The sequence below is a fragment of the Pseudoalteromonas luteoviolacea NCIMB 1944 genome, from assembly GCF_001625565.1.
Classification (GTDB): Bacteria; Pseudomonadota; Gammaproteobacteria; order Enterobacterales; family Alteromonadaceae; genus Pseudoalteromonas; species Pseudoalteromonas luteoviolacea_F.
In genome coordinates, this window is record NZ_AUXS01000042.1 from 202214 (window position 1) to 221001 (window position 18788).

Sequence of the window (18788 nt, forward strand, 5' to 3'; positions counted from 1 at the left end):
GGAGAAGCAAATGCGTATCACAGTATTCGGTGCAACAGGTAATGTGGGTCAAGCGGTCGTGGCCGAGGCTATCCTTCGTGGTCACCAAGTAACCGCGGTAACAAGGGATCCACGTAAAGTCGCAGAGCTACCTGCGCAGGCGTTTGCGCAAGTAGGTGATGTGAACAATATTGGCGATGTGATCCGCCTCAGTGAGGGACAAGATTTAGTGATCAGTGCAACGCGCCCAACAGCAGGGCAAGAGAAACAGCTTATCAATATTGCTGAAGCCTTGTTAACCGGGCTAAGAGAAACACATACACGACTATTATTGGTCGGTGGAGCGGCCTGTTTAACGGTTCCTAATTCTGATGGTCAGCTGGTTCTGAATGATGAATCCTTAGTCCCCGCAGGTTGGAAAGACATAGCACAAGCCTGTTTTGAGCAATATCAGCTTTGTGTCGCCCACCACAATCAAAATTGGAGCTACGCCAGCCCTTCAGCCTTGATAGGAGTTGGTGAGCGCACGGGGCAATATAGAGTGAGTGAAGGTGAATTGTTGGTGGACAATACAGGTAAATCACATATTTCTTGGCAAGACTTTGCGTGTGCATTAATCGATGAGGCTGAGACTGCTCAATATGTGGGCAAAGCGTTTACTGCCGGGTACTAGTAATACGGATTTATAGGTCTGAGGCAAGGGTCAGCTTTCGATATTGATTCGGTGTTTGTCTAAATAGTTTTTTGAAAGCGCATATATAGGCTGAGTCAGATTTGTAGCCTAATGTCAGTGCGATGTCATGTACACTTCGCTCACTTTGCAGCAGGCGCAGTGATAAAACGAGGCGGATATGTTGACGCCAAGCACTAAATGATTGCTGAAATTCCTTTGCGATTAACCTGCTTAATGTTCGCTCTGACGCGCCGACTTGTCGAGCCCACTATGCGAGAGTATAAGGCGTTTCTGGTGCATCGATTAGCGTCGTGAAGATTGCACTCAAACGTCTATCTTTTGGCGTAAGCAAGGGGATAGTATACGTTTGTGCAGTGGCTAGCTGGTCGCCCAGTACTTGCAAAAGATGATGTATTATCTGCGCTTTTGCATTTTCAATCTGACCAATTATTTCCAAAATAAGGGCTTTTAAAAAAGGGGTTACTAAACAAGTTTGAGCATGTGCAGGAAACCCGGCTTCTATACTTGGATTGATATACACAGCCAAGAATTGGGTATCACAAATAGCCTCAGAGGTGTGCCAAGTGTTGGCGGGCACAAAAAGTAACGCGTTATGGGGCAGTACCACCTGGTTGCCATCGCTTTGTGATTGTATTAACCCCGAGCGCGGAAATATCACCTGATGCCATGGATGCTGATGCCATTTATCGACGAAACCCGCTGGCATGATAAGGTGCTTTGAGAGAGCTGCTTGGTCAGGGTGTTGTGCTATGAGCTGATTGGCATCCATACTGTTGGCGGTTTTTCGATGTTTTATGTCTTTTAGTTTAAATTAAGCCAGAGCAAATTGTTATAGGATAATCGCATCAAGCAATGATAGGAACAAAGTGATGCGGATCCACTTTATTGTACACGAACATTTTGAAGCGCCCGGCGCATTTGAAGATTGGGGTAATTCAATAGGCGCGAAGATCAGTTACTCTCGTCTCTATGAGGGACAAGCACTGCCACAGTGTAATGATGATATAGACATGTTGGTGGTTATGGGAGGGCCGCAAAGCCCAGCGACCAGCGCTTTGGATTGCCCTCATTTTAATGCTCAAGCAGAGCAGGCGGTCATTGCACGCGCTATCAAAGAAAACAAAATGGTCATCGGTGTTTGCTTAGGCGCGCAATTGATTGGTGAAACGCTAGGCGCAAAATTTGAACCTAGCCCAGAGCGAGAGATTGGTAAATTTCCCATAGTCCTGAGCGATGAAGGCTGCGGCCATCCCTTGTTCAATCATTTTTCGCCAAGTATGGAGGTTGGGCATTGGCACAATGATATGCCTGGCTTAACGGCATCCGCAAAGGTGCTAGCAAGCAGTAGTGGGTGCCCAAGGCAAATTGTTGAGTATCAACCGTTGGTATACGGATTTCAGTGTCATTTGGAGTTAACCACTGAAGTGGTTGGTATGTTGATAGAGAATGAGGATTTCAGTGATGCAGGTAGTGACCCTTATGTCGAGCCACCTGAGCGCATCATCGCTCATGACTACACGCATATGAACAAGATGCTAGCATTGTTCTTAGACAAGCTAGTGGCGCGTTATTTAAGCACTTCATGATCCCGAGTTTGTAGTGCTTAATTATTGTGGTTCAACGGGTTTAATCGGATTATACTGCGGTTGTTGGTATTTATCGGTAGCGTTATTAAATGGAAAAGTACGAAGAACTATTAGTCTCAATAAGAAAAGTGATCCGTGCCATTGACTTGCACTCTAAACAGCTCAATAAGTCATCGGGGTTAACGGGTCCTCAACTACTTATTATGCAAGAAATAGCGCGAGTTAAAGGTGTGACGGCAAGCCAAATTGCCAAAAATGTTAACCTCAGTGCCGCGACCGTGACGAATATACTTGACCGCCTAGAGAGTCGAAATATCGTGGAGCGAGTGCGTAGTTCTTTGGATAAGCGTCGTGTGAGTTTATTTTTATCCCAGCAGGGAAAAAGTTTACTAATTGATGCACCGCAACCATTGCAAGAGCACTTTATTCAGAATTTTTGTGAACTAGAAGAGTGGGAGCAATCTTTGTTGTTGTCTTCCATGCAGCGTATCGCAACCATGATGGATGCCAATGAACTTGACGCTGCACCGGTGCTTGAAATTGCACCGATGAGCCAAACCGAATCGGGAAAATAAATAGAAGTGCTACTCTCGTAGCACATTCAAAAAGTGGAGGTGCTTTTGGTACTGTGCTAGCACATCATTGATAATTGCACTTTCTGACCAGCCCATAATGTCATAGTTTTGGCCGCCTTCACTTAAATACACTTCAGCCCGATAGTATGAGTCGCTATCAGTGATATCATTTTGGGTAAAGTCCGGTTGCAGAGCCTCACTTTTGTATACGCCATAGACAAAGTCATGTTCATCGCCATGATGCACGGTCAAGATCACCGCGGCATTGTTCACCTTAACCTCAGCATCCACTTGGTTATTATCAAATTCATCACGGACTTTTTTTAGTGCAGGTTTCACGTCTTTTAGAATAAACTTGTCGACCTTGCCTTTAGCTGGTGTCGCGATGAGTAGCGCTAAGCTTTCTTGCCAAGTTTGTTCATCGTTTACCTGGTTATCAAAAGTCATGGGCATAGTATGTGTACTGCGTTTGGCGTCATCAATACGCAGTGCACGGATCAGCCCATAACAAGCGACCAGTAATACCAATGAAAAGGGGAGGGCACTGACAATCGTCAACGTTTGTAGCGCATCTAAACCGCCTGCAAGGCTTAGCGAAGCTGCAACAACACCAACACCGATGGACCAGAACAGGCGTTGCCACAGCGGTGTATTGTTATTACCGTTTGAACACAGCATATCAATAACCATAGCCCCAGAATCACATGAAGTAACAAAAAATACCACAATCATAATGATAGATAGACCGATCAAAAACTCCGACATTGGGAAGTTTTCTAAAAATACAAACAGCGCCACAGCGGAGTTGTTACTCACCATGTCTGATATGCTCGTTTTACTCTGCTCATAAATCATCGCCAATGCTGAATTGCCAAAAATGGTCATCCACAACAGGGTAAAAGCGGTTGGAATACAGGTTACGCCAATGACAAACTCACGAATGGTTCGGCCTTTGGAGATACGAGCGATAAACAACCCGACAAAAGGTGCCCACGCTAGCCACCAACCCCAGTAGAAAATAGTCCAACCGCCTATCCAATCTTTCTTTTCATAGGCATACAGGTTAAAGGTGGTAGACACAATATCGGATAAATACTCTCCTACATTTTGCACGTAAGCTTGGAGTAGAAATACACTTGGGCCGATAAAGAAAATAAGTGCCAGCAATACCACGGCCAATATCATATTGGTTTGCGATAAAATTTTTATTCCTTTATCTAACCCTGTTGCAACAGATACGGACGCCAGTGCAGTGATGGTGATCATGATGATGACTTGATTTTGTACAGAGACATCAAATGAGAATAAGTAGGCGAGTCCAGCATTGACTTGTGCCGCCCCTAGACCCAGTGAAGTAGCAACACCAAACACGGTACCGACCACAGCAAAAATATCTACTGCGTGACCAATTCCGCCATGGATCCTATCTCCAATGATAGGGTACAACGCTGAACGCAGCGTCAGTGGCAATTTGTGACGGTAGCTAAAGTAAGCCAAAATCATCGCAACAATGGCATAGATGGCCCAAGCGTGAAAACCCCAATGGAAAAAGGTTATTTTCATGGCCTCTTTAATGGCTTCTAGCGAACCACTCTCTTGCGTTGGTGGCGAAACAAAGTGCATAACAGGTTCAGCGACACCAAAAAACATCAGCCCGATCCCCATACCGGCGGCAAATAACATAGCCAGCCAAGTTGAGAAGCTGTAGTCAGGATCTGAATGGTCAGGCCCGAGCTTAATCTCACCAAATCGAGACATACTTAAATACGCGACCAAGCCTAAAATGATGGCGACAGTTAAAACGTAAAACCAACTGCCATTTTGGGTAATAGCTGACTGAGTGATGGAAAATAATGAGGAAGCCGCGGATGGGCTTAAAACGGCAAAAATCACCAGCGCTAGTACAACTGCTGAGGAGGTGTAAAAAACGGGGAGATTGAGCAAGGAGTTGTCTTTTTTCATAGTGAAACTCTATTAATTAGACTACAAATTATTTTGCTAGTTTAAAGGTGAAAATAACTATGTAAGCAGTGGACTAAATGCGTTCAATTGGCTGCATTTAGATGTTTTGACCAAATATTCACAGATTGAAATTGGTCTTTGATAACAAGTTGATTTGCTAAGCGCCCACCAAAATTAAATTCGTGGCGAGCCATCACTTTATTCATGGCGTAATCTCCTGAAAGGCAGTGACAGTGTATTTTTGTGGTGTTTGTGTGGCGCAATTGCATGAGCGCAAAGTCCACGAGTGTTGTGGCCATTCTCTGATTTTTAACAAAGTTTGCTACAACCAGTTCTTGAATGAAGGCACTGTGTGTCGATTTATCGAGCTTGATGTGCACGACTGCAACTATATTGTTTAAATACTCGATCACAAAGTAGATATGTTTTGCTCTGATATTTGCCACCACAGCGGCTTCATCATGTTGTTTATTCGAATATGCAGCTCTATTGTTGGCGAATAACTTTGCGATGTTTCGAGCATCCGCGCTATGAGCTTGGCGTGCCAAGGAGATATTTTGCTCCTCGTTACCCCAGCTTTCAGTGCTAGCAATCACGTGATCCAATACGTCATCATATACTTCCCCTTGAGGTTCAATTTGACGCTGGTTTTCTAAGAATTTTGCGACGTATATGGCATCTTCTTTGTTATAGAACTTGGGGATTGTCGCTTCTATTTGATAACCATTAGACAATAAAGGCAGAGAGTTGGATTCTTGAACTTTCAGTAGAATCTTAGTTGCGCCGTGTTCACTGGCCGTGTGATCTATGTGGCTAAGTGTTTTGTCACAAATATGTTGGGCGAGTACCTCTAATGCCAACAATTTATGTTGATTGTCATTCGGCAATAGTGGCATTGCTTTGCAAGTGTTCATGTGACCCTCATTGCCTGTTTTAGTAGGTAGAAACTCTTTTAATTAGAGTTCTAATAATTTGTATTGTAACTTTTTAGTGTTCACAATTAAAGACGTATTAAACTTCATTACGTGTGACAGGCTTGAAGGGCCCTATTTTTCTGTATTTTTACTTTTTCAAAGTAATTGATAATTGCGCTTAATATCTCGTTCGTTAATTTATTTACCTTTATAAAACTTACTTTTTATTTTTAGCTGTAATTAATATGGGGCCAATAAAAAGTATACCTGATAAGGGGAGTAGGCTTGAAAACGGCGGCGCATTAGTGTGTTTAATTGTGGAAAAATCATTCTGATGTTCGGGCTACTTTTACTTCCCTAGATTTGCTCTAAGGAAATAAAAGCCCGTTATTTCTTGATTGCAGCAGTAGTTTTATTGAGATAAAACAGAGGTATAAGCAGGTCAGCCTAGAATTAAGGCTGACCATAAAGCAAAGCGAGCGCCCGTTTTATTTTATATAAAAGGCACCCTGTACAGTCGGCGCGCTGGTAGAGCCCGCATCAATGGCATGCAGTGCAGGAAAGCGCTCACTTTCAAATGTGATCCCGTTGCCACACTGGGTTACTTGATCACTTTTGCCAACATAAGTGAGGTTCGTGGTCCAAGTTGTCAAACGTGTCGGGTATTGAACTAGACCGTCAATTGAATAATTATGCCAATTTGATTGCGCGATATCTCGACAGGCAAATTTGTCGCCAACTTTTACTGTGGCAAATGGGTCACCGCCATCCACTCTTTTGATCACTGTATCGTCAAAGGTGCTTTTCGCTCTAAACAGGGCGTCGCTTCGTCCATCTACGAGCGCAATAATGGCATTGTGGTTTAACTTGGCACTTTGGGTTAGTCCTGCATGTGACATGCCTTCAAGATTACAGGCGTTAAAATCTGGATAGCTACATTGACCGCCAATACCTGAATACTTTGAGATCAAGGTCCAACCGCCACCTTCTGTGGCCATATCACAGTACACATCAAAGTGTGCTTCACCGTCAGTGCCATCTGGATCTATGGTATAGGTGCCACTTTTGCTTGACGGTTTATTTTGTTTTATCTCTAAACACGATTTTGGATACTGGCCGTTTTCTTCTCTGGTACTGACAAACTCTAAAGCAATCCAGCTTTCGCCCGGATTTGAGAGTGCTTCATTGAGGTTGTCTGATGACGCAGTGTGGATAAGCTCAATGTAATCGCCTGCATTTAACTCAAGTAAAAAATTACCTTGGTTGGTGGCGTTTTCAGCGTAGTTTTCAATTCGTGCGTACTCGTAAGAGGTGGCGGAGATATCTGTACCATTGGTCATTATGTAAGTTTTAACTTGGCGTCTTGCAGATGCGCCCACACCTGACGTGCGCCAACTGAGCGAATAATTGACACGATAAATCCCGGCGTCTTCTACAAAAAACTTACTCCCTTGCTGGGTAATTTTGACGGAACCAATATCTGTATGGTTAAACACATAAGGGGTCGCAGATGGCGTGTTGATATTGGTATTACCTTGATTGTCGATGAATTGTGCAATATTGGTGGCAGCGTAACTGCTGTAGGAAACGAAAGTGCAGGTGAGCGCGGCAACAAGCGATTTTACATTCATAGTGTGTCCTTTGAGATTTATGGGATTATGTAATTTTTTATGGAGGATACAGAAATACTTCGTAATACAGTATCAGTAGATGGTTGGATATTCGAGATAGCAACGGATTTTATGAAAAAGATAATAACATTAAATAGTTAGGTTTGCTTATAAAGGCCATAATAACGCGATTGCGAGCAACGTTTGTTATGAAGTGCTTGCGGGGTTTAGGCCAAAATCTGTATGTGTCTTTACTGAAATAAACAGTGATAGCTTTAAATCAAAAGTGAGGCTTTGACATGCTTAATACGAGACAAGAATTGTCGAAAGGTCGATAACCTATTTCTGCTTGGTTATCGACCATGTTTTTAGCGTGTGCGGCACACACTTAACACAGTACAAAAGTGTGTGTAGGCCGAATCTCTTGGTTTTCCGCCTGCTACTTCTGGGGTAAATTCTGCAGGTAAAAACTGGGCATCATTAGTAAGGCGTTTTAAATCTTTTTTGATTAATTGAATTTTCATTTTCATTTCCTTGTTTCATTAATGGCAGTAAAAAGTCACCCAAGTATGGGTGTTGCATTGACCTTTAGTATCACAAAAGTGGCTTGCTGGCGGCAGAGCACCACCGATCTGCGGTGTTACTTTGTCAGAAATAACCACATCGTTTTTCGTCAGATCTTTGAGTTTGTTTTTCTTAATTGTGAGTTTCATTGTAGAACTTTCCTTATTTTATGTTTCACTGTGAAAAATTGAACCATGTGCGGTTTTGTTATGGTTCTGTATGAAATTTGTACCCGATGATTTCGAATTAGTCAAATGTCAACTTAGAGGAAAAATACCAGTGACATTATGTCAAGGTGGTTTATTGCCAATATAGGTATGACATTCAAGGTTTATCTGGGGCTCTGACTCAAAGTTAAATATCGCAAAGCTATTGTCAGAGCCCGCTTTTAAGTTCATTTATTTCGCTCATCTGCACAACTTCAAATAGCGCGATCCTGCGACATTATGAACATTGCTAATTGTGGTGGACTTCTTTAAACCTAGCGTCTATTCGAGTGCATATATTATGGCTGTTAAGGCGCTAATCTATCTATTTACATCAAACTGATAGACACAGTATTAGGCCAATCAACCTAGGGCTATTGCTTGTCCTATTTGCTCGTTGGTCATCGCGGTGCCATTGAAGTTCCATGAACCATCCACGGCATGTACGACATTGATGTAGATGTTTTCTTTGGGCTGCCTATACCCAGAAAGTTGATGAATGATCTCGGTTACTTCTTTGCCAAAGCCGATTTGAACTGCCCGTTCGGTGAATGCAAATGAGGGCACTTTCCACTCGACCCATACGCCTAAAAACTCTTCTGCACCTGAAAACGTTGAGTTTTTCGGCAGTGTTTGCACGATGGCCGTGATATTGGGCTTCATCACTTTGTTATCCGTGAGTTCATGCCATTTCAGCATTGAATCTGTAATTTTGGCAACAGCCAGTTTGAGTTTTCCTTCAGGCAAAGCGCCTTCTGTGAGTGTCAGTGTAAGTGGCATATATTTTCTCCAATTGATTAGGGTTAGTTTAAAATATAGTGATCACTATATAAAACCATAATATAGCGATCGCTATATTGTCAAACGATTTTATAGTGACCGTTATATTTCAATTGATATAATGATGATTACGCTAAGTAGAGGGGAATTACGTGATGAGTAAAAAAGAGCAAACGCACCAGCGTATTTTGGAGTCAATGCATAAAACTTTTCGCCAATATGGCTATGATGGTGCGGGTGTCAACGGGCTTGCAAGCGGTGCAGGTGTCACGTCTGGTGCTTTTTATGCACACTTTGGTTCTAAGCCCAAAGCATTTCGCGAAGTGGTCACTGGTGGGGTTCGTCAAACAGAGCAGGCAATTCAACATTTTCAAGATATACACGCACAGCAGTGGCTTGATGAGTTTGTAGCATTTTATTTAGGGGAAAAAAGATGCAGTGAGCTGAGTGACAGCTGCGCACTGCAAAGCCTGACCCCTGAGGTTTTGCGTTCTGGTGAAGAAACACGGGAAGTGTTTCAAAATGAATTAACAAAAGTTGTGGAGACCTTTGATCAAGGTAAAGATATGCTGGATGGTGATAATGACACGAATGTTTGGGCAACACTTGCCATGTTGATAGGTGGCGTGACTTTGGCTAGAGCCGTAAAGGACCCAGCGCTTGCAGATGAAATCGCCGATGCAGTTCAACAAGCAGTTAAAAAAGTATAATTAAACTCGCTGCTTGTTAGTTGAGTGCGTCGATCACGCACTCAAAATATTAGTCTCAATGAGTGAATAGCTCTTTACAAAGTCGCCGTAGGCCGCTGTTTAATCCCATATGGACAATAGATAACATGTCAATTCAGTACAGACTCCGATGATATTTTTAATCCTCTCCTGCAAATAAACATACCTAAATTAGCTTGGGTAATTGTCCCGATTAATCACAGTTTAAAAAATGCGACATATTAATGTCACACATGCCCCATACACTGTTCCTAAAAATCTGGTCTAGACCAATAAATATTAAACTCACTTTCTCGGGGTAAACATGAACAAACTAACATCTATTGCGGCGGGTGTATTGGCGATGAGCAGTTTTTCTGCGCTAGCTGATGGTTCGATAACAGGTTTAGTGACTGATGCGTCAGGCATTTTATCAGGAGCAAAAATTTCAGTTGTCGGCACAAAATCAAAAACGTCGACAGATCATCAAGGGCAATTTAACTTATCTCGTTTGCCTGCTGGTAAGCACACATTGCGTGTTGAGTATTTAGGTTATCCGTCATCTGATTTTGATATTACAGTCGTTGATGGCGAAATGTTGGATTTAGGTAGTTTAAGTTTAAATATCAATGAAGCCACCATGGAGGAAGTGGTGGCAGTTGGTCACATGCGTCGCGGTGCCATGATGGCAACTAACATGCAAAAAGAGTCGGACAACATTAAAAATGTGATGTCTGCTGATGGCATCGGAAAACTGCCAGACCGTAATGCCGCCGAAGCTGTTCAGCGTATGCCGGGTGTGTCGATTGAGCGCGACCAAGGCGAAGGGCGTTTTGTTGCGATACGCGGCCTACCTTCTCAGTGGAATTCGACCTCAATGAACGGCGACCGCCTGCCTACCGCAGAAGAAGAAACCACAAGTCGTGCTGTGGCTTTTGATTTTTTCCCTACTGATATGATTGAGTTGGTTGAGGTCTCAAAAGCGATCACGCCCGATATGGAAGGGGACGCAATTGGCGGTAACATCAACTTCGTTACGCGCCGTGCACCAGATGAGCGCATGTTATCGGTGAACGTGGGAGTTGGTGGTGCTGAAAAAGCAGAAGGGGGCAGTTATTCATTTAACATGCTATATGGCGACCGCTCTGAGGACGATAAATTTGGCTTTTTGATCAACGCCACGGCGTGGGAGCGTGATTGGGCAACCGATAATTATGAACCTCGCAGAGCAATCGATGATGACGGCATTGCAGGTGTGCATCGTCTAGAGCTGCGCGACTACACTGGAACACGTAAAACCTACGGTTTAAATATGTCGGGTGAGTATCTACTGGACAATGGCTTAGTGTATGCGTCGGCCATGTATGGCACCTTGTCAGATGAAGAAACTCACTACAAACACCGTGTTCGCTATAACAAAAACCGCGTAGAGCTTCAGCATATATACGATGAATTGATCACCGAAATGAAAGGATTTGAGCTTGGTGGTGAATACGATATTGATTTCAACACCCGAGTAGAGTGGAAGTTAAGCACCTATGACAATCAGTTTGAATATGGCGATATTCCAAATGGTGAAGACAATGCTTACTACGTCGTAAAGTTTAAGCAAGGTGTTGAATTTGATAATCAAGTTGGTGTGCGAAATGGCCAAGATGTAGGAAGCAATTTAGTATACAACACCATTGATGGCGGTACTGATCCCGCCCGTGGTATTGGCATGCACTTGCCGAGTGACTGGGTGATGGATCCTGACAAAGCCGTGTTAGCGGATGTTGAACTGTACGGTATTGATATTCAAGAAAGGGATAAGATCGTTGCTCAACTAGATCTTATTCACACATATTCAGATCAACTTGAGCTAAAAACCGGTTTTAAATACCGTGATAAAGAGCGTAACGCCAATTTTTACGACAAGTTTTATGGCTGGAATGAAGAGCAGTTTGGCCCCACTCCGACACTCTCTCAAGTGGCTAAAGACTTAGGTGTGAGCTTGGTTGACCAGCCAGGTCGCGGTGAATTTCTCGATAACTTTTCCCATGATTATCAAAAGCACTTTTCACAAGTGATCCCAGTAAACGATTTAAAGCGCTGGTGGGGTGATAATAAACACAAGTTGAATTTCTTAGATGGTGACTCTGAGGTCGTGGCAAATGGTGGCGGTTTGAGTCGGAACTTTGACTTAGAAGAAAGCCATTTATCCTTATATGGTATGTCGACTTATAAGCCGTCTGAATACTGGACTGTTGTAGGCGGTGTGCGCGCGACACAAACCAAAACCGATGTATATGGTTATGTCGCGGTGGAGAATGATCAAGGCACTAGCGTGGAACCTGAACAAGGTGGCAAAGATTATTGGTCTGTGTTGCCTTCGGTTCACGTTACCTACCATCAAGATGATATGACCAATGTGCGATTCGCATTAACGCGTACCTTTGCACGCCCTGACTTTGGTCAATTATCACCCGGCGCAACCTACTTGGAAATGGAAAACCAGTTACGCGCAGGTAATCCTGAGTTAGACCCAACCTATTCAAATAATGTCGACTTGATGTACGAGCACTACTTTGATGATGCCGGGGTAATTGCTGTTGGTTACTTCTACAAACAGATCATTGACCCGGTTTTTTCTCAGAGTTATCAAGGCAGTTACCGCGGTAACTCGGTAACGGTAAAAAGCCCGTTAAATGGTGATGATGCTTGGCTACATGGCGTTGAATTTACCGCCAACTCAAGCTTGGCATTTATCAATGAGTCACTCGATGACTTTGGTATGAGCTTTAACTTTACTTTGATGGACTCTGAGATGGAGATCCCAAATCGCAGCGACAAAGTGAAGATCTCTCGTCAGGCCGACGAGTTATACAACGTTGCGCTGTATTACGATGATGGTAACTTTGCCGCTCGTATCGCAGTAAATCACAAGGGTGAGTACATCGAAGATCACGGTAGCAATACCATGTTAGATACTTATTATGGTGACTATACCAGTGTGGATGCCACCGCTTCTTACTACATCAATGACAATGCCATGATCTACATTGAGCTCAATAATCTCACCGATGAGCCACTGCAATACTTCACTGGCTCAGAACGTCGTCCAAACCAAATTGAATACTACGGGATCCGTGGTCAAGTTGGCTTCAAATACGACTTCTTTTAATCGCGCTGTCAACTGGGAAGGCTAACCTTCCCAGCTTCTCTCAATATTAGGTAAGTGATCAATGTCTCTAATCAGTAACTTTCTTCAGCGCAGTAACACGGTTGTGTTTGTAATTTATGCTTCGTCAGCGGCATTTATGACTTACTTTTGCATGTATGCGTTTCGCAAACCTTTTTCAGTGGGCAAGTTTGAGCAAGTTGATGCTTTTATGGGGGTACTCGATTTCAAAATTGCCTTGGTACTTGCGCAAGTTTTTGGCTATTTATTGTCAAAATTCATTGGTATCAAAGTAGTGTCTGAACTTACAGCCAATCGAAGAGCGGCGGCCCTGTTGTCGCTGGTGTTAGTGGCGCAATTCGCCTTGGTACTGTTTGCCTTGGTCCCTGAGCCTTTTAAACCGCTGATGATGTTTTTAAACGGTGTTCCGCTGGGCATGATTTGGGGCATAGTTTTTAGCTTTCTGGAAGGCAGAAAAACTTCTGAGATCCTCGGGGCTTTTTTAAGTGTCACGTTTATAGTTGCCTCTGGCTTAGTGCGTACCGTCGGGCAGTGGCTGATCCTAGAACTCAATGTCACTGAATATTGGATGCCAGCAGCCACAGGTGCAATTTTCACTGTGCCACTGTTTTTGTCTGTGTATTTTTTGGCGCAAACACCGCCCCCGTCAACGAGTGATAAAGCAGCACGTCAAGCGCGGGCGCCGATGAATGGACAGCTGCGCTTGGCATTTTTTTTACGTTATGCCCCCGGCATATTGCTCCTTATCACCAGCTTTTTACTGTTTACCGGCCTGCGAGATTTTCGCGATAACTTTTCAGCGGAGATATGGCAGGCCTTGGGACACGGTGAAGAGCCAGCGATATTTGCCTATGCTGGGATTCGTATTGCCGGGGTTGTGTTGTTGGTATTGGCTGCCATGGTGATGATTAAAAACAATACCAACGCCTTTTTAAGTAACCACGGCTTTATCTTGTTGGGCTGTGCACTTTTAGGTGGCACAACCTACGCCTTTGAACAACAGTGGATCGATGGCAAAACTTGGATGGTGTGGTTAGGCGCTGGGCTATATATAGCTTACATACCTTACAACTGCTTTTTATTTGACCGTATGATCTCCGCAGTTGGCTCTACTGCCAATGCGGGTTTTTTAATTTATCTCGCTGACTCCGCAGGTTACCTAGGTAGCGTCAGTATGCTGCTATACAGAACGTTTGCATCGCCGGATATCAGCTGGCTCGAATTCTTTATCCATCTTTGTTACTTGGTCGCAACCTTAGGGGGCGCGCTGGTGATGGCATCAATGGGGTATTTCAGTATTCGATTACTGCGAAACAAGCCCTCATCACAAACACAGCATCCAGAAGGTAACACGAGACCTTTGGCTTCAAAACCCAAAGAACTATCAGCTAATACTCGCCAACTTATTTATAAGGAAAACACATGAATCACATTGAAGCCGTTATTTTAGATTGGGCAGGCACAGTCGTCGACTATGGCTCTGTTGCCCCGACAACCATTTTTGTTGAAGCGTTTAAACAGGCCTATGATTTTGATATTTCCCTTGCCGAGGCGCGTGTGCCGATGGGAATGGGCAAGTGGGATCACATCAAAACACTGGGTCAATTGCCATCAGTAGACAAGCGTTGGCAAGCTAAGTTTGGTCAAGCAATGACAGACGACATTGTCGATGAAATTTATCAAACGTTTATGCCGCTGCAAAAAGCCAAAGTTGCACAACACGCAACACCTATCAACGGAGCGTTAGACACCATCAGTTGGTTAAAGGCGCAGCAAATAAAAGTGGGATCTTGCTCAGGTTACCCACGGGAAGTGATGGAAATCTTAGTGCCAGAAGCAGCCAAACAAGGGTATACGCCGGATTACTGGGTGGCCAGTGATGACACCATAGGTTCAAGACCAGGCCCTTGGATGGCATTGGAGAACGTACAAAAGTTAGGGATCAATGACGTTGCAAACTGCATTAAGTTTGATGATTCAGCGCCAGGTATTACAGAGGGGCTGCGTGCAGGCATGTGGACAGTGGGCCTTGCAGTAACTGGCAATGCAATTGGTTTGACCGAGGCTGAGTGGCGAGATTTATCTGCACAGGAACAGAGCCTGTTAAGAGAAAAAGCATACAGTGAGCTGTTTCAAGCGGGTGCCCACTTTGTTGTTGATTCACTGGCTGATGCAATTCCTGTGATCCAACAAATTATGGCAAAAAGAGCGAGATACTTACGTCCATGAGTCACACGCAACCTTTTTGGTTTAAGCAGGCATTAACACAGACTGATGATCAAGCAATGCCGCCATTAACCGCCAATATCAATACCGATGTGTGCATTGTTGGCGGCGGTTATACAGGCCTTTGGACTGCCATCAAGATAAAGCAGCAGTCGCCCAATACCGATGTCACTGTGCTAGAAAAGGGACGTTGTGGGCAAGGCGCATCAGGGCGCAATGGTGGCTGTATGTTAACCTTTGCGACAAAACTCAATACCTTGATCAGATTGTTTGGTGTCAGTGAAGCCGTACAGCTTGTTCAAGCATCAGAGCAAGCGGTATTTGCAATTCAGCACTTTTGCGAGCACTACAAAATAGATGCCGATGTGCGTGTTGACGGTGCAATTTATACTGCGACAAATGATGCGCAAGTGCGCAACTTGTACCAACCACTTTCCTTGTTGGCGCAGTACGGCATTAATCGCTGGGCGCAGTTAACATCCAATGAAGCCGTTGAACTCTCTGGTAGCGCTCAGACTCTGGCTGCAATATCGACTGACGCGGCTGGAAGTTTACATCCGGGGAAGTTGGTACTTGGACTGAAAAAAGTGGCCTTGGCTTTGGGTGTAAATATTTACGAAAATACTCCCATGGAGCGCTTGCATGAAATCGTTAGCCCGAGGGTGGAAAGCAAACAGGGCAGTGTGAAAGCCAAAAAAGTCGTCATGGCGATCAACGGCTGGATGGGACAGATGTTTCCGCGCTTTAATCGTCACTATGTGTTGGTGTCTTCGGATATGGTGATCACAAAGCCACAACACGAGGCGTTGGCGGACATAGGTTTATCCCATGGAAAAGCAGTCGCGGACTCGCGAATATTTGTTCACTACTACAGAACCAGCGTTGATGGCAGGTTGATGTTGGGTAAGGGTGGCAATTTGTTTGCCTATTCAAACAGAATGTTACCTGCATTTGAGCAAAAAAGTGCATTTGAACCTATGCTGCGCAATAGCTTTCGACGTTTATTTCCAGCATTAGATGCTGGCTTTGAAACCAGTTGGACGGGGGCTTCAGATCGCTCGGCCACGGGCTTACCATTTTTTGGTCGGCTCAATGACAATCCAAATATTTTTTATGGTTTGGGTTATTCGGGTAATGGCGTCGTGCAAAGTTATTTAGGCGGTGAAATATTGTCGTCATTGGTGCTGGGCGAGAGTAATTTTTGGTCTCAGTGTGGTTTGGCAAAAGGCCCTTTGGGGGCGTTTCCGCCTGAACCAATTCGTTATCTTGGCGCTCAATTAGTCAAGCGTTCAGTGCAGCGAAAAGAGCGTTTTGAAGATGCAAACAAAGCGCCGTGGTGGATTGATAGCCAAATGGCAAAGTTGGCAGCCGCGGCAGGAAAAGCAGACAAATGATCGACAGTGCCATTACAGACATCGCACACTTGTTTAAGCAATTTGGTGATAAAACCTACGGCGAAGCGTGCGACCAACGTACGCACGCCATCAGCAGCGCTTGGCATGCGCAACAACAAAATGCGCCGAAAACCATGGTATGTGCTGCTTTTTTACATGATATTGGGCATTTTATTGCAGATAAAAATCAATTGGCGGGGTTAGATCAATGGGGCCATATCGACCACGACATCTTGGCAAGTAATTGGTTACAACAAAAGGGCTTTGCCGCTAGCGTTTATCTACCAATTCGCTATCATATCGAGGCAAAACGGTATGCCGCGCGGCGCAGCGGGACAGACGCGTTGTCAAATGCGAGCCGGCAAACTTTGCAACAGCAAGGCGGACCAATGACAGACAGTGAAGCACGTGATTTTGAACAGCTCGCTTGCTTTTCACAGGCGATGGAACTGAGGCGCTACGATGATTTAGGCAAACCTAATCAGGCCATCGATACGTCACTTTCACCATGGTTAGCGATAACAAAACAAGTGTTAACAGGAAATTAGGGACCTATGCTGCTCTATCAAGAAATTCGGCAATATTTATTTGCACTGATTGCGGAACATTCCGAGCTTAAAAAGCTCCCCTCAGAACGCGAGTTGTTGGAAAAATTTAACTCGACACGCATTACGGTGAGAGAGGCACTCACTCGGCTCGAAGCGGAGGGGATTATCTATCGACAAAATCGCAAGGGCTGGTTTATTTGCCCACCAAGATTAAAGTGGGATCCAGTTAAAAAGGTCAACTTTTATCAATTGGCCCAAGAGCAACACTTTACGCCTTTAACTCAGCTGGTTTCATTTGAAACTACGGCCGCAAGTGAGGTGATCAATGATGCTTTTGAACTTGGTCCACCGGGTGAGTTTCATAGGATAAGTCGTGTGCGTTCATTGGATGAGCGGCCTGTGATGGTAGAAGAAATATACTGCCTTGCATCCCAATTTGATGACTTACAACATAAGCCGCTAGAGGGCTCAATTACCACCATATTTGAGCAAGATTATGGGGTTAATGTGACCCATGAACGCAGTAGCTTGATTGTGACCGCAATACCGGATGACAAAGCTGAGCTTCTTAATGTCAATAAAGGGGCACTGTGTTTGAAGATCATTCGTCAGCGCTTTAATCAACTGGATAAACTAATAGATTATAATTTGGAATACTGGGTGCACAGTACGATAGAAATTGAAGTGGATAGTAAATAACAGTCAGTAAATTTTACCAAATACTAAGATTGAAAGAGGCCGCAACTGCGGCCTTTTTTGATGTGCTACCAATATTTTGCTTGCGCAATAGCCGACAACAATCGGGCAATATCTTTAGGGTATACTTCCCCGATATTGCCAATGCGAAAGCAATCTGCATCGGAGACTTTGCCAGGGTAGATCACAAATCCAAGCGCTTTAAGGGCCTGATAAAAGCGCTTAAAATCATACTCAGGCTCGGTCGGTGAATAAAATGATGTAATGATGGGCGAGTGCATGTCGGTCGGCAGTAAAGCGTTAAAGCCAAGTTCTTGCATGCCGTGGCACAAAAGCTGTTGGTTTTGTGTATAACGGGCTTGTCGAGCTGATACGCCACCTTCCTCTTCCAGTTCCATCAGCGCTTGGGCAAAGGCTCTTACAACATGGGTTGGAGAAGTAAAACGCCATTTGCCATTGGCATGTTCCATGGTATGCCATTGATCGTATAAATCGAGACTGAGCGACTTTGCATTCCCTTTACAGCGCGTTATTGCAGCTCGTTTAGCAATCACAAAACCAAACCCAGGGACGCCTTGAATACACTTGTTAGCTGAGCTTATTAAAAACTCGATATTGAGCGCAGCTACGTCCATGTCAATCCCGCCAAAGCTCGACATGGCATCGAGAATAAAACGCACTTGATGTTGGTTACACAGCTTAGCAACCTGCTCGAGTGGGTTTAGCATGCCTGTGGTAGTTTCGCAGTGCACCATGGCTAAGTGGCTAAACTGCCCTTGTGCCAAAGTGTCAGCGATAAGTGCTAAGTCAGGTGCCTGTGTTTCTTTAAATGACAATACCTCATGGTTCAACCCGAGAACTTGGCAGATCTCTGCCATACGTTTGCCATAGGCACCGTTATTGATCACCAGTAGTTTGTCATCAGGCAATATCGCACTGCCTAATACAGACTCGACAGATGCTGTACCACTGCCCTGCATCAATACACTAGAGTAATCGTTTGAAGGTGTTGCCAGAGCAACTAAGGTCTGGCGAATTTTTTGTACAACATCAAGGTTGTAATCATCATCCCAAGTACACCAATCTTTCAACATGGCCTTTTTTACGGATTCGGATGTAGTCAAAGGGCCCGGCGTTAACAATAAGTAGTGATTCATAATTTTAAC

Annotated in this window: 18 protein-coding genes and 1 pseudogene; 10 read left to right on the forward strand and 9 right to left on the reverse strand. The window is 44.3% G+C overall.

Features of this window, described 5'->3' with window-relative positions; genetic code table 11:
• Window positions 1–10 precede the first annotated feature (10 nt).
• A complete protein-coding gene (locus N483_RS16290) occupies window positions 11–652 on the forward strand; it encodes an NAD(P)-dependent oxidoreductase (protein WP_023399824.1) in 642 nt (213 codons plus the stop codon).
• A 10-nt stretch (window positions 653–662) separates the two neighbouring features.
• On the opposite strand, the pseudogene N483_RS27510 reads toward N483_RS16290, so the two are convergent.
• Both N483_RS27510 and N483_RS27515 read right to left on the reverse strand, forming a co-directional pair.
• Window positions 663–908: pseudogene (locus tag N483_RS27510) on the reverse strand (helix-turn-helix transcriptional regulator); the annotation flags it as partial.
• A gap of 12 nt (window positions 909–920) precedes the next feature.
• Window positions 921–1379 (reverse strand): AraC family ligand binding domain-containing protein, encoded by a 459-nt coding sequence (locus tag N483_RS27515; RefSeq protein ID WP_231105469.1) that lies wholly within the window; start codon window positions 1377–1379, stop codon window positions 921–923.
• A gap of 163 nt (window positions 1380–1542) precedes the next feature.
• Here N483_RS27515 and N483_RS16300 point away from each other — a divergent pair, with 163 nt between their 5' ends.
• A complete protein-coding gene (locus N483_RS16300; protein ID WP_023399826.1) occupies window positions 1543–2259 on the forward strand; it encodes a glutamine amidotransferase-related protein in 717 nt (238 codons plus the stop codon).
• An 89-nt stretch (window positions 2260–2348) separates the two neighbouring features.
• On the forward strand, window positions 2349–2834 hold the full coding sequence (locus N483_RS16305; RefSeq protein WP_023399827.1) for a MarR family winged helix-turn-helix transcriptional regulator: 486 nt from the start codon (window positions 2349–2351) through the stop codon (window positions 2832–2834).
• A gap of 9 nt (window positions 2835–2843) precedes the next feature.
• On the opposite strand, the gene N483_RS16310 is transcribed toward N483_RS16305, so the two are convergent.
• The 6 genes from N483_RS16310 to N483_RS16325 form a co-directional block, all read right to left on the reverse strand.
• Entirely contained in the window at window positions 2844–4796 is a 1953-nt protein-coding gene (locus tag N483_RS16310; RefSeq protein ID WP_023399828.1) for a BCCT family transporter, read from the reverse strand.
• Window positions 4797–4879: 83 nt separating this feature from the next.
• Window positions 4880–5710 carry a GNAT family N-acetyltransferase gene (locus N483_RS16315; protein WP_023399829.1) on the reverse strand — a complete coding sequence of 277 codons (831 nt, stop codon included), beginning with the start codon at window positions 5708–5710 and terminating at the stop codon, window positions 4880–4882.
• 488 nt (window positions 5711–6198) lie between these two features.
• Entirely contained in the window at window positions 6199–7341 is a 1143-nt protein-coding gene (locus N483_RS16320) for a fibrinogen-like YCDxxxxGGGW domain-containing protein (RefSeq protein ID WP_023399830.1), read from the reverse strand.
• A 347-nt stretch (window positions 7342–7688) separates the two neighbouring features.
• Window positions 7689–7844 carry a hypothetical protein gene (locus N483_RS27050; RefSeq protein WP_023399831.1) on the reverse strand — a complete coding sequence of 52 codons (156 nt, stop codon included), beginning with the start codon at window positions 7842–7844 and terminating at the stop codon, window positions 7689–7691.
• Between the two features lie 18 nt (window positions 7845–7862).
• Entirely contained in the window at window positions 7863–8033 is a 171-nt protein-coding gene (locus N483_RS27055; RefSeq protein ID WP_023399832.1) for a hypothetical protein, read from the reverse strand.
• A gap of 420 nt (window positions 8034–8453) precedes the next feature.
• Complete coding sequence (locus tag N483_RS16325; protein WP_023399833.1) at window positions 8454–8870, reverse strand: hypothetical protein; 417 nt, start codon at window positions 8868–8870, stop codon at window positions 8454–8456.
• Between the two features lie 155 nt (window positions 8871–9025).
• Between N483_RS16325 and N483_RS16330 the strand changes: the two genes are divergently transcribed.
• The 7 genes from N483_RS16330 to N483_RS16360 all read left to right on the forward strand — a co-directional run bounded on the left by N483_RS16330 (window position 9026) and on the right by N483_RS16360 (window position 17625).
• Window positions 9026–9580 carry a TetR/AcrR family transcriptional regulator gene (locus tag N483_RS16330; protein WP_023399834.1) on the forward strand — a complete coding sequence of 185 codons (555 nt, stop codon included), beginning with the start codon at window positions 9026–9028 and terminating at the stop codon, window positions 9578–9580.
• A gap of 322 nt (window positions 9581–9902) precedes the next feature.
• Window positions 9903–12740, forward strand: a complete 2838-nt coding sequence (locus N483_RS16335; protein ID WP_023399835.1) for a TonB-dependent receptor — start codon at window positions 9903–9905, stop codon at window positions 12738–12740.
• Window positions 12741–12801: 61 nt separating this feature from the next.
• On the forward strand, window positions 12802–14184 hold the full coding sequence (locus tag N483_RS16340; RefSeq protein WP_023399836.1) for a DUF5690 family protein: 1383 nt from the start codon (window positions 12802–12804) through the stop codon (window positions 14182–14184).
• Entirely contained in the window at window positions 14181–14987 is an 807-nt protein-coding gene (phnX, locus tag N483_RS16345; protein WP_023399837.1) for a phosphonoacetaldehyde hydrolase, read from the forward strand. Before N483_RS16340 ends, phnX begins: the two co-directional genes overlap by 4 nt.
• Window positions 14984–16378 (forward strand): FAD-dependent oxidoreductase, encoded by a 1395-nt coding sequence (locus N483_RS16350; RefSeq protein WP_023399838.1) that lies wholly within the window; start codon window positions 14984–14986, stop codon window positions 16376–16378. Before phnX ends, N483_RS16350 begins: the two co-directional genes overlap by 4 nt.
• A complete protein-coding gene (locus tag N483_RS16355; protein ID WP_023399839.1) occupies window positions 16375–16926 on the forward strand; it encodes an HD domain-containing protein in 552 nt (183 codons plus the stop codon). Before N483_RS16350 ends, N483_RS16355 begins: the two co-directional genes overlap by 4 nt.
• A gap of 6 nt (window positions 16927–16932) precedes the next feature.
• Window positions 16933–17625 (forward strand): UTRA domain-containing protein, encoded by a 693-nt coding sequence (locus N483_RS16360; RefSeq protein ID WP_023399840.1) that lies wholly within the window; start codon window positions 16933–16935, stop codon window positions 17623–17625.
• Between the two features lie 65 nt (window positions 17626–17690).
• Here the strand turns inward: N483_RS16360 and phnW are convergent, their stop codons facing one another.
• The gene (gene phnW / locus N483_RS16365; RefSeq protein ID WP_036976426.1) at window positions 17691–18782 is read right to left on the reverse strand and encodes a 2-aminoethylphosphonate--pyruvate transaminase; all 1092 of its coding nucleotides are present in this window, start codon (window positions 18780–18782) and stop codon (window positions 17691–17693) included.
• Window positions 18783–18788 lie beyond the last annotated feature (6 nt).

Bases quoted from the DNA above. Each gene is read 5' to 3' on its own strand.
- N483_RS27515 (WP_231105469.1), bottom strand. From the start codon at position 1,379: ATGCCAGCGGGTTTCGTCGATAAATGGCATCAGCATCCATGGCATCAG.
- N483_RS16340 (WP_023399836.1), top strand. From the start codon at position 12,802: ATGTCTCTAATCAGTAACTTTCTTCAGCGCAGTAACACGGTTGTGTTT.
- N483_RS16355 (WP_023399839.1), top strand. From the start codon at position 16,375: ATGATCGACAGTGCCATTACAGACATCGCACACTTGTTTAAGCAATTT.
- N483_RS16310 (WP_023399828.1), bottom strand. From the start codon at position 4,796: ATGAAAAAAGACAACTCCTTGCTCAATCTCCCCGTTTTTTACACCTCC.
- N483_RS16350 (WP_023399838.1), top strand. From the start codon at position 14,984: ATGAGTCACACGCAACCTTTTTGGTTTAAGCAGGCATTAACACAGACT.
- N483_RS16315 (WP_023399829.1), bottom strand. From the start codon at position 5,710: ATGAACACTTGCAAAGCAATGCCACTATTGCCGAATGACAATCAACAT.
- phnX (WP_023399837.1), top strand. From the start codon at position 14,181: ATGAATCACATTGAAGCCGTTATTTTAGATTGGGCAGGCACAGTCGTC.
- N483_RS16320 (WP_023399830.1), bottom strand. From the start codon at position 7,341: ATGAATGTAAAATCGCTTGTTGCCGCGCTCACCTGCACTTTCGTTTCC.
- N483_RS16290 (WP_023399824.1), top strand. From the start codon at position 11: ATGCGTATCACAGTATTCGGTGCAACAGGTAATGTGGGTCAAGCGGTC.
- N483_RS16325 (WP_023399833.1), bottom strand. From the start codon at position 8,870: ATGCCACTTACACTGACACTCACAGAAGGCGCTTTGCCTGAAGGAAAA.
- N483_RS16305 (WP_023399827.1), top strand. From the start codon at position 2,349: ATGGAAAAGTACGAAGAACTATTAGTCTCAATAAGAAAAGTGATCCGT.
- N483_RS16335 (WP_023399835.1), top strand. From the start codon at position 9,903: ATGAACAAACTAACATCTATTGCGGCGGGTGTATTGGCGATGAGCAGT.
- N483_RS27050 (WP_023399831.1), bottom strand. From the start codon at position 7,844: ATGAAAATTCAATTAATCAAAAAAGATTTAAAACGCCTTACTAATGAT.
- N483_RS27055 (WP_023399832.1), bottom strand. From the start codon at position 8,033: ATGAAACTCACAATTAAGAAAAACAAACTCAAAGATCTGACGAAAAAC.
- N483_RS16330 (WP_023399834.1), top strand. From the start codon at position 9,026: ATGAGTAAAAAAGAGCAAACGCACCAGCGTATTTTGGAGTCAATGCAT.
- N483_RS16360 (WP_023399840.1), top strand. From the start codon at position 16,933: ATGCTGCTCTATCAAGAAATTCGGCAATATTTATTTGCACTGATTGCG.
- N483_RS16300 (WP_023399826.1), top strand. From the start codon at position 1,543: ATGCGGATCCACTTTATTGTACACGAACATTTTGAAGCGCCCGGCGCA.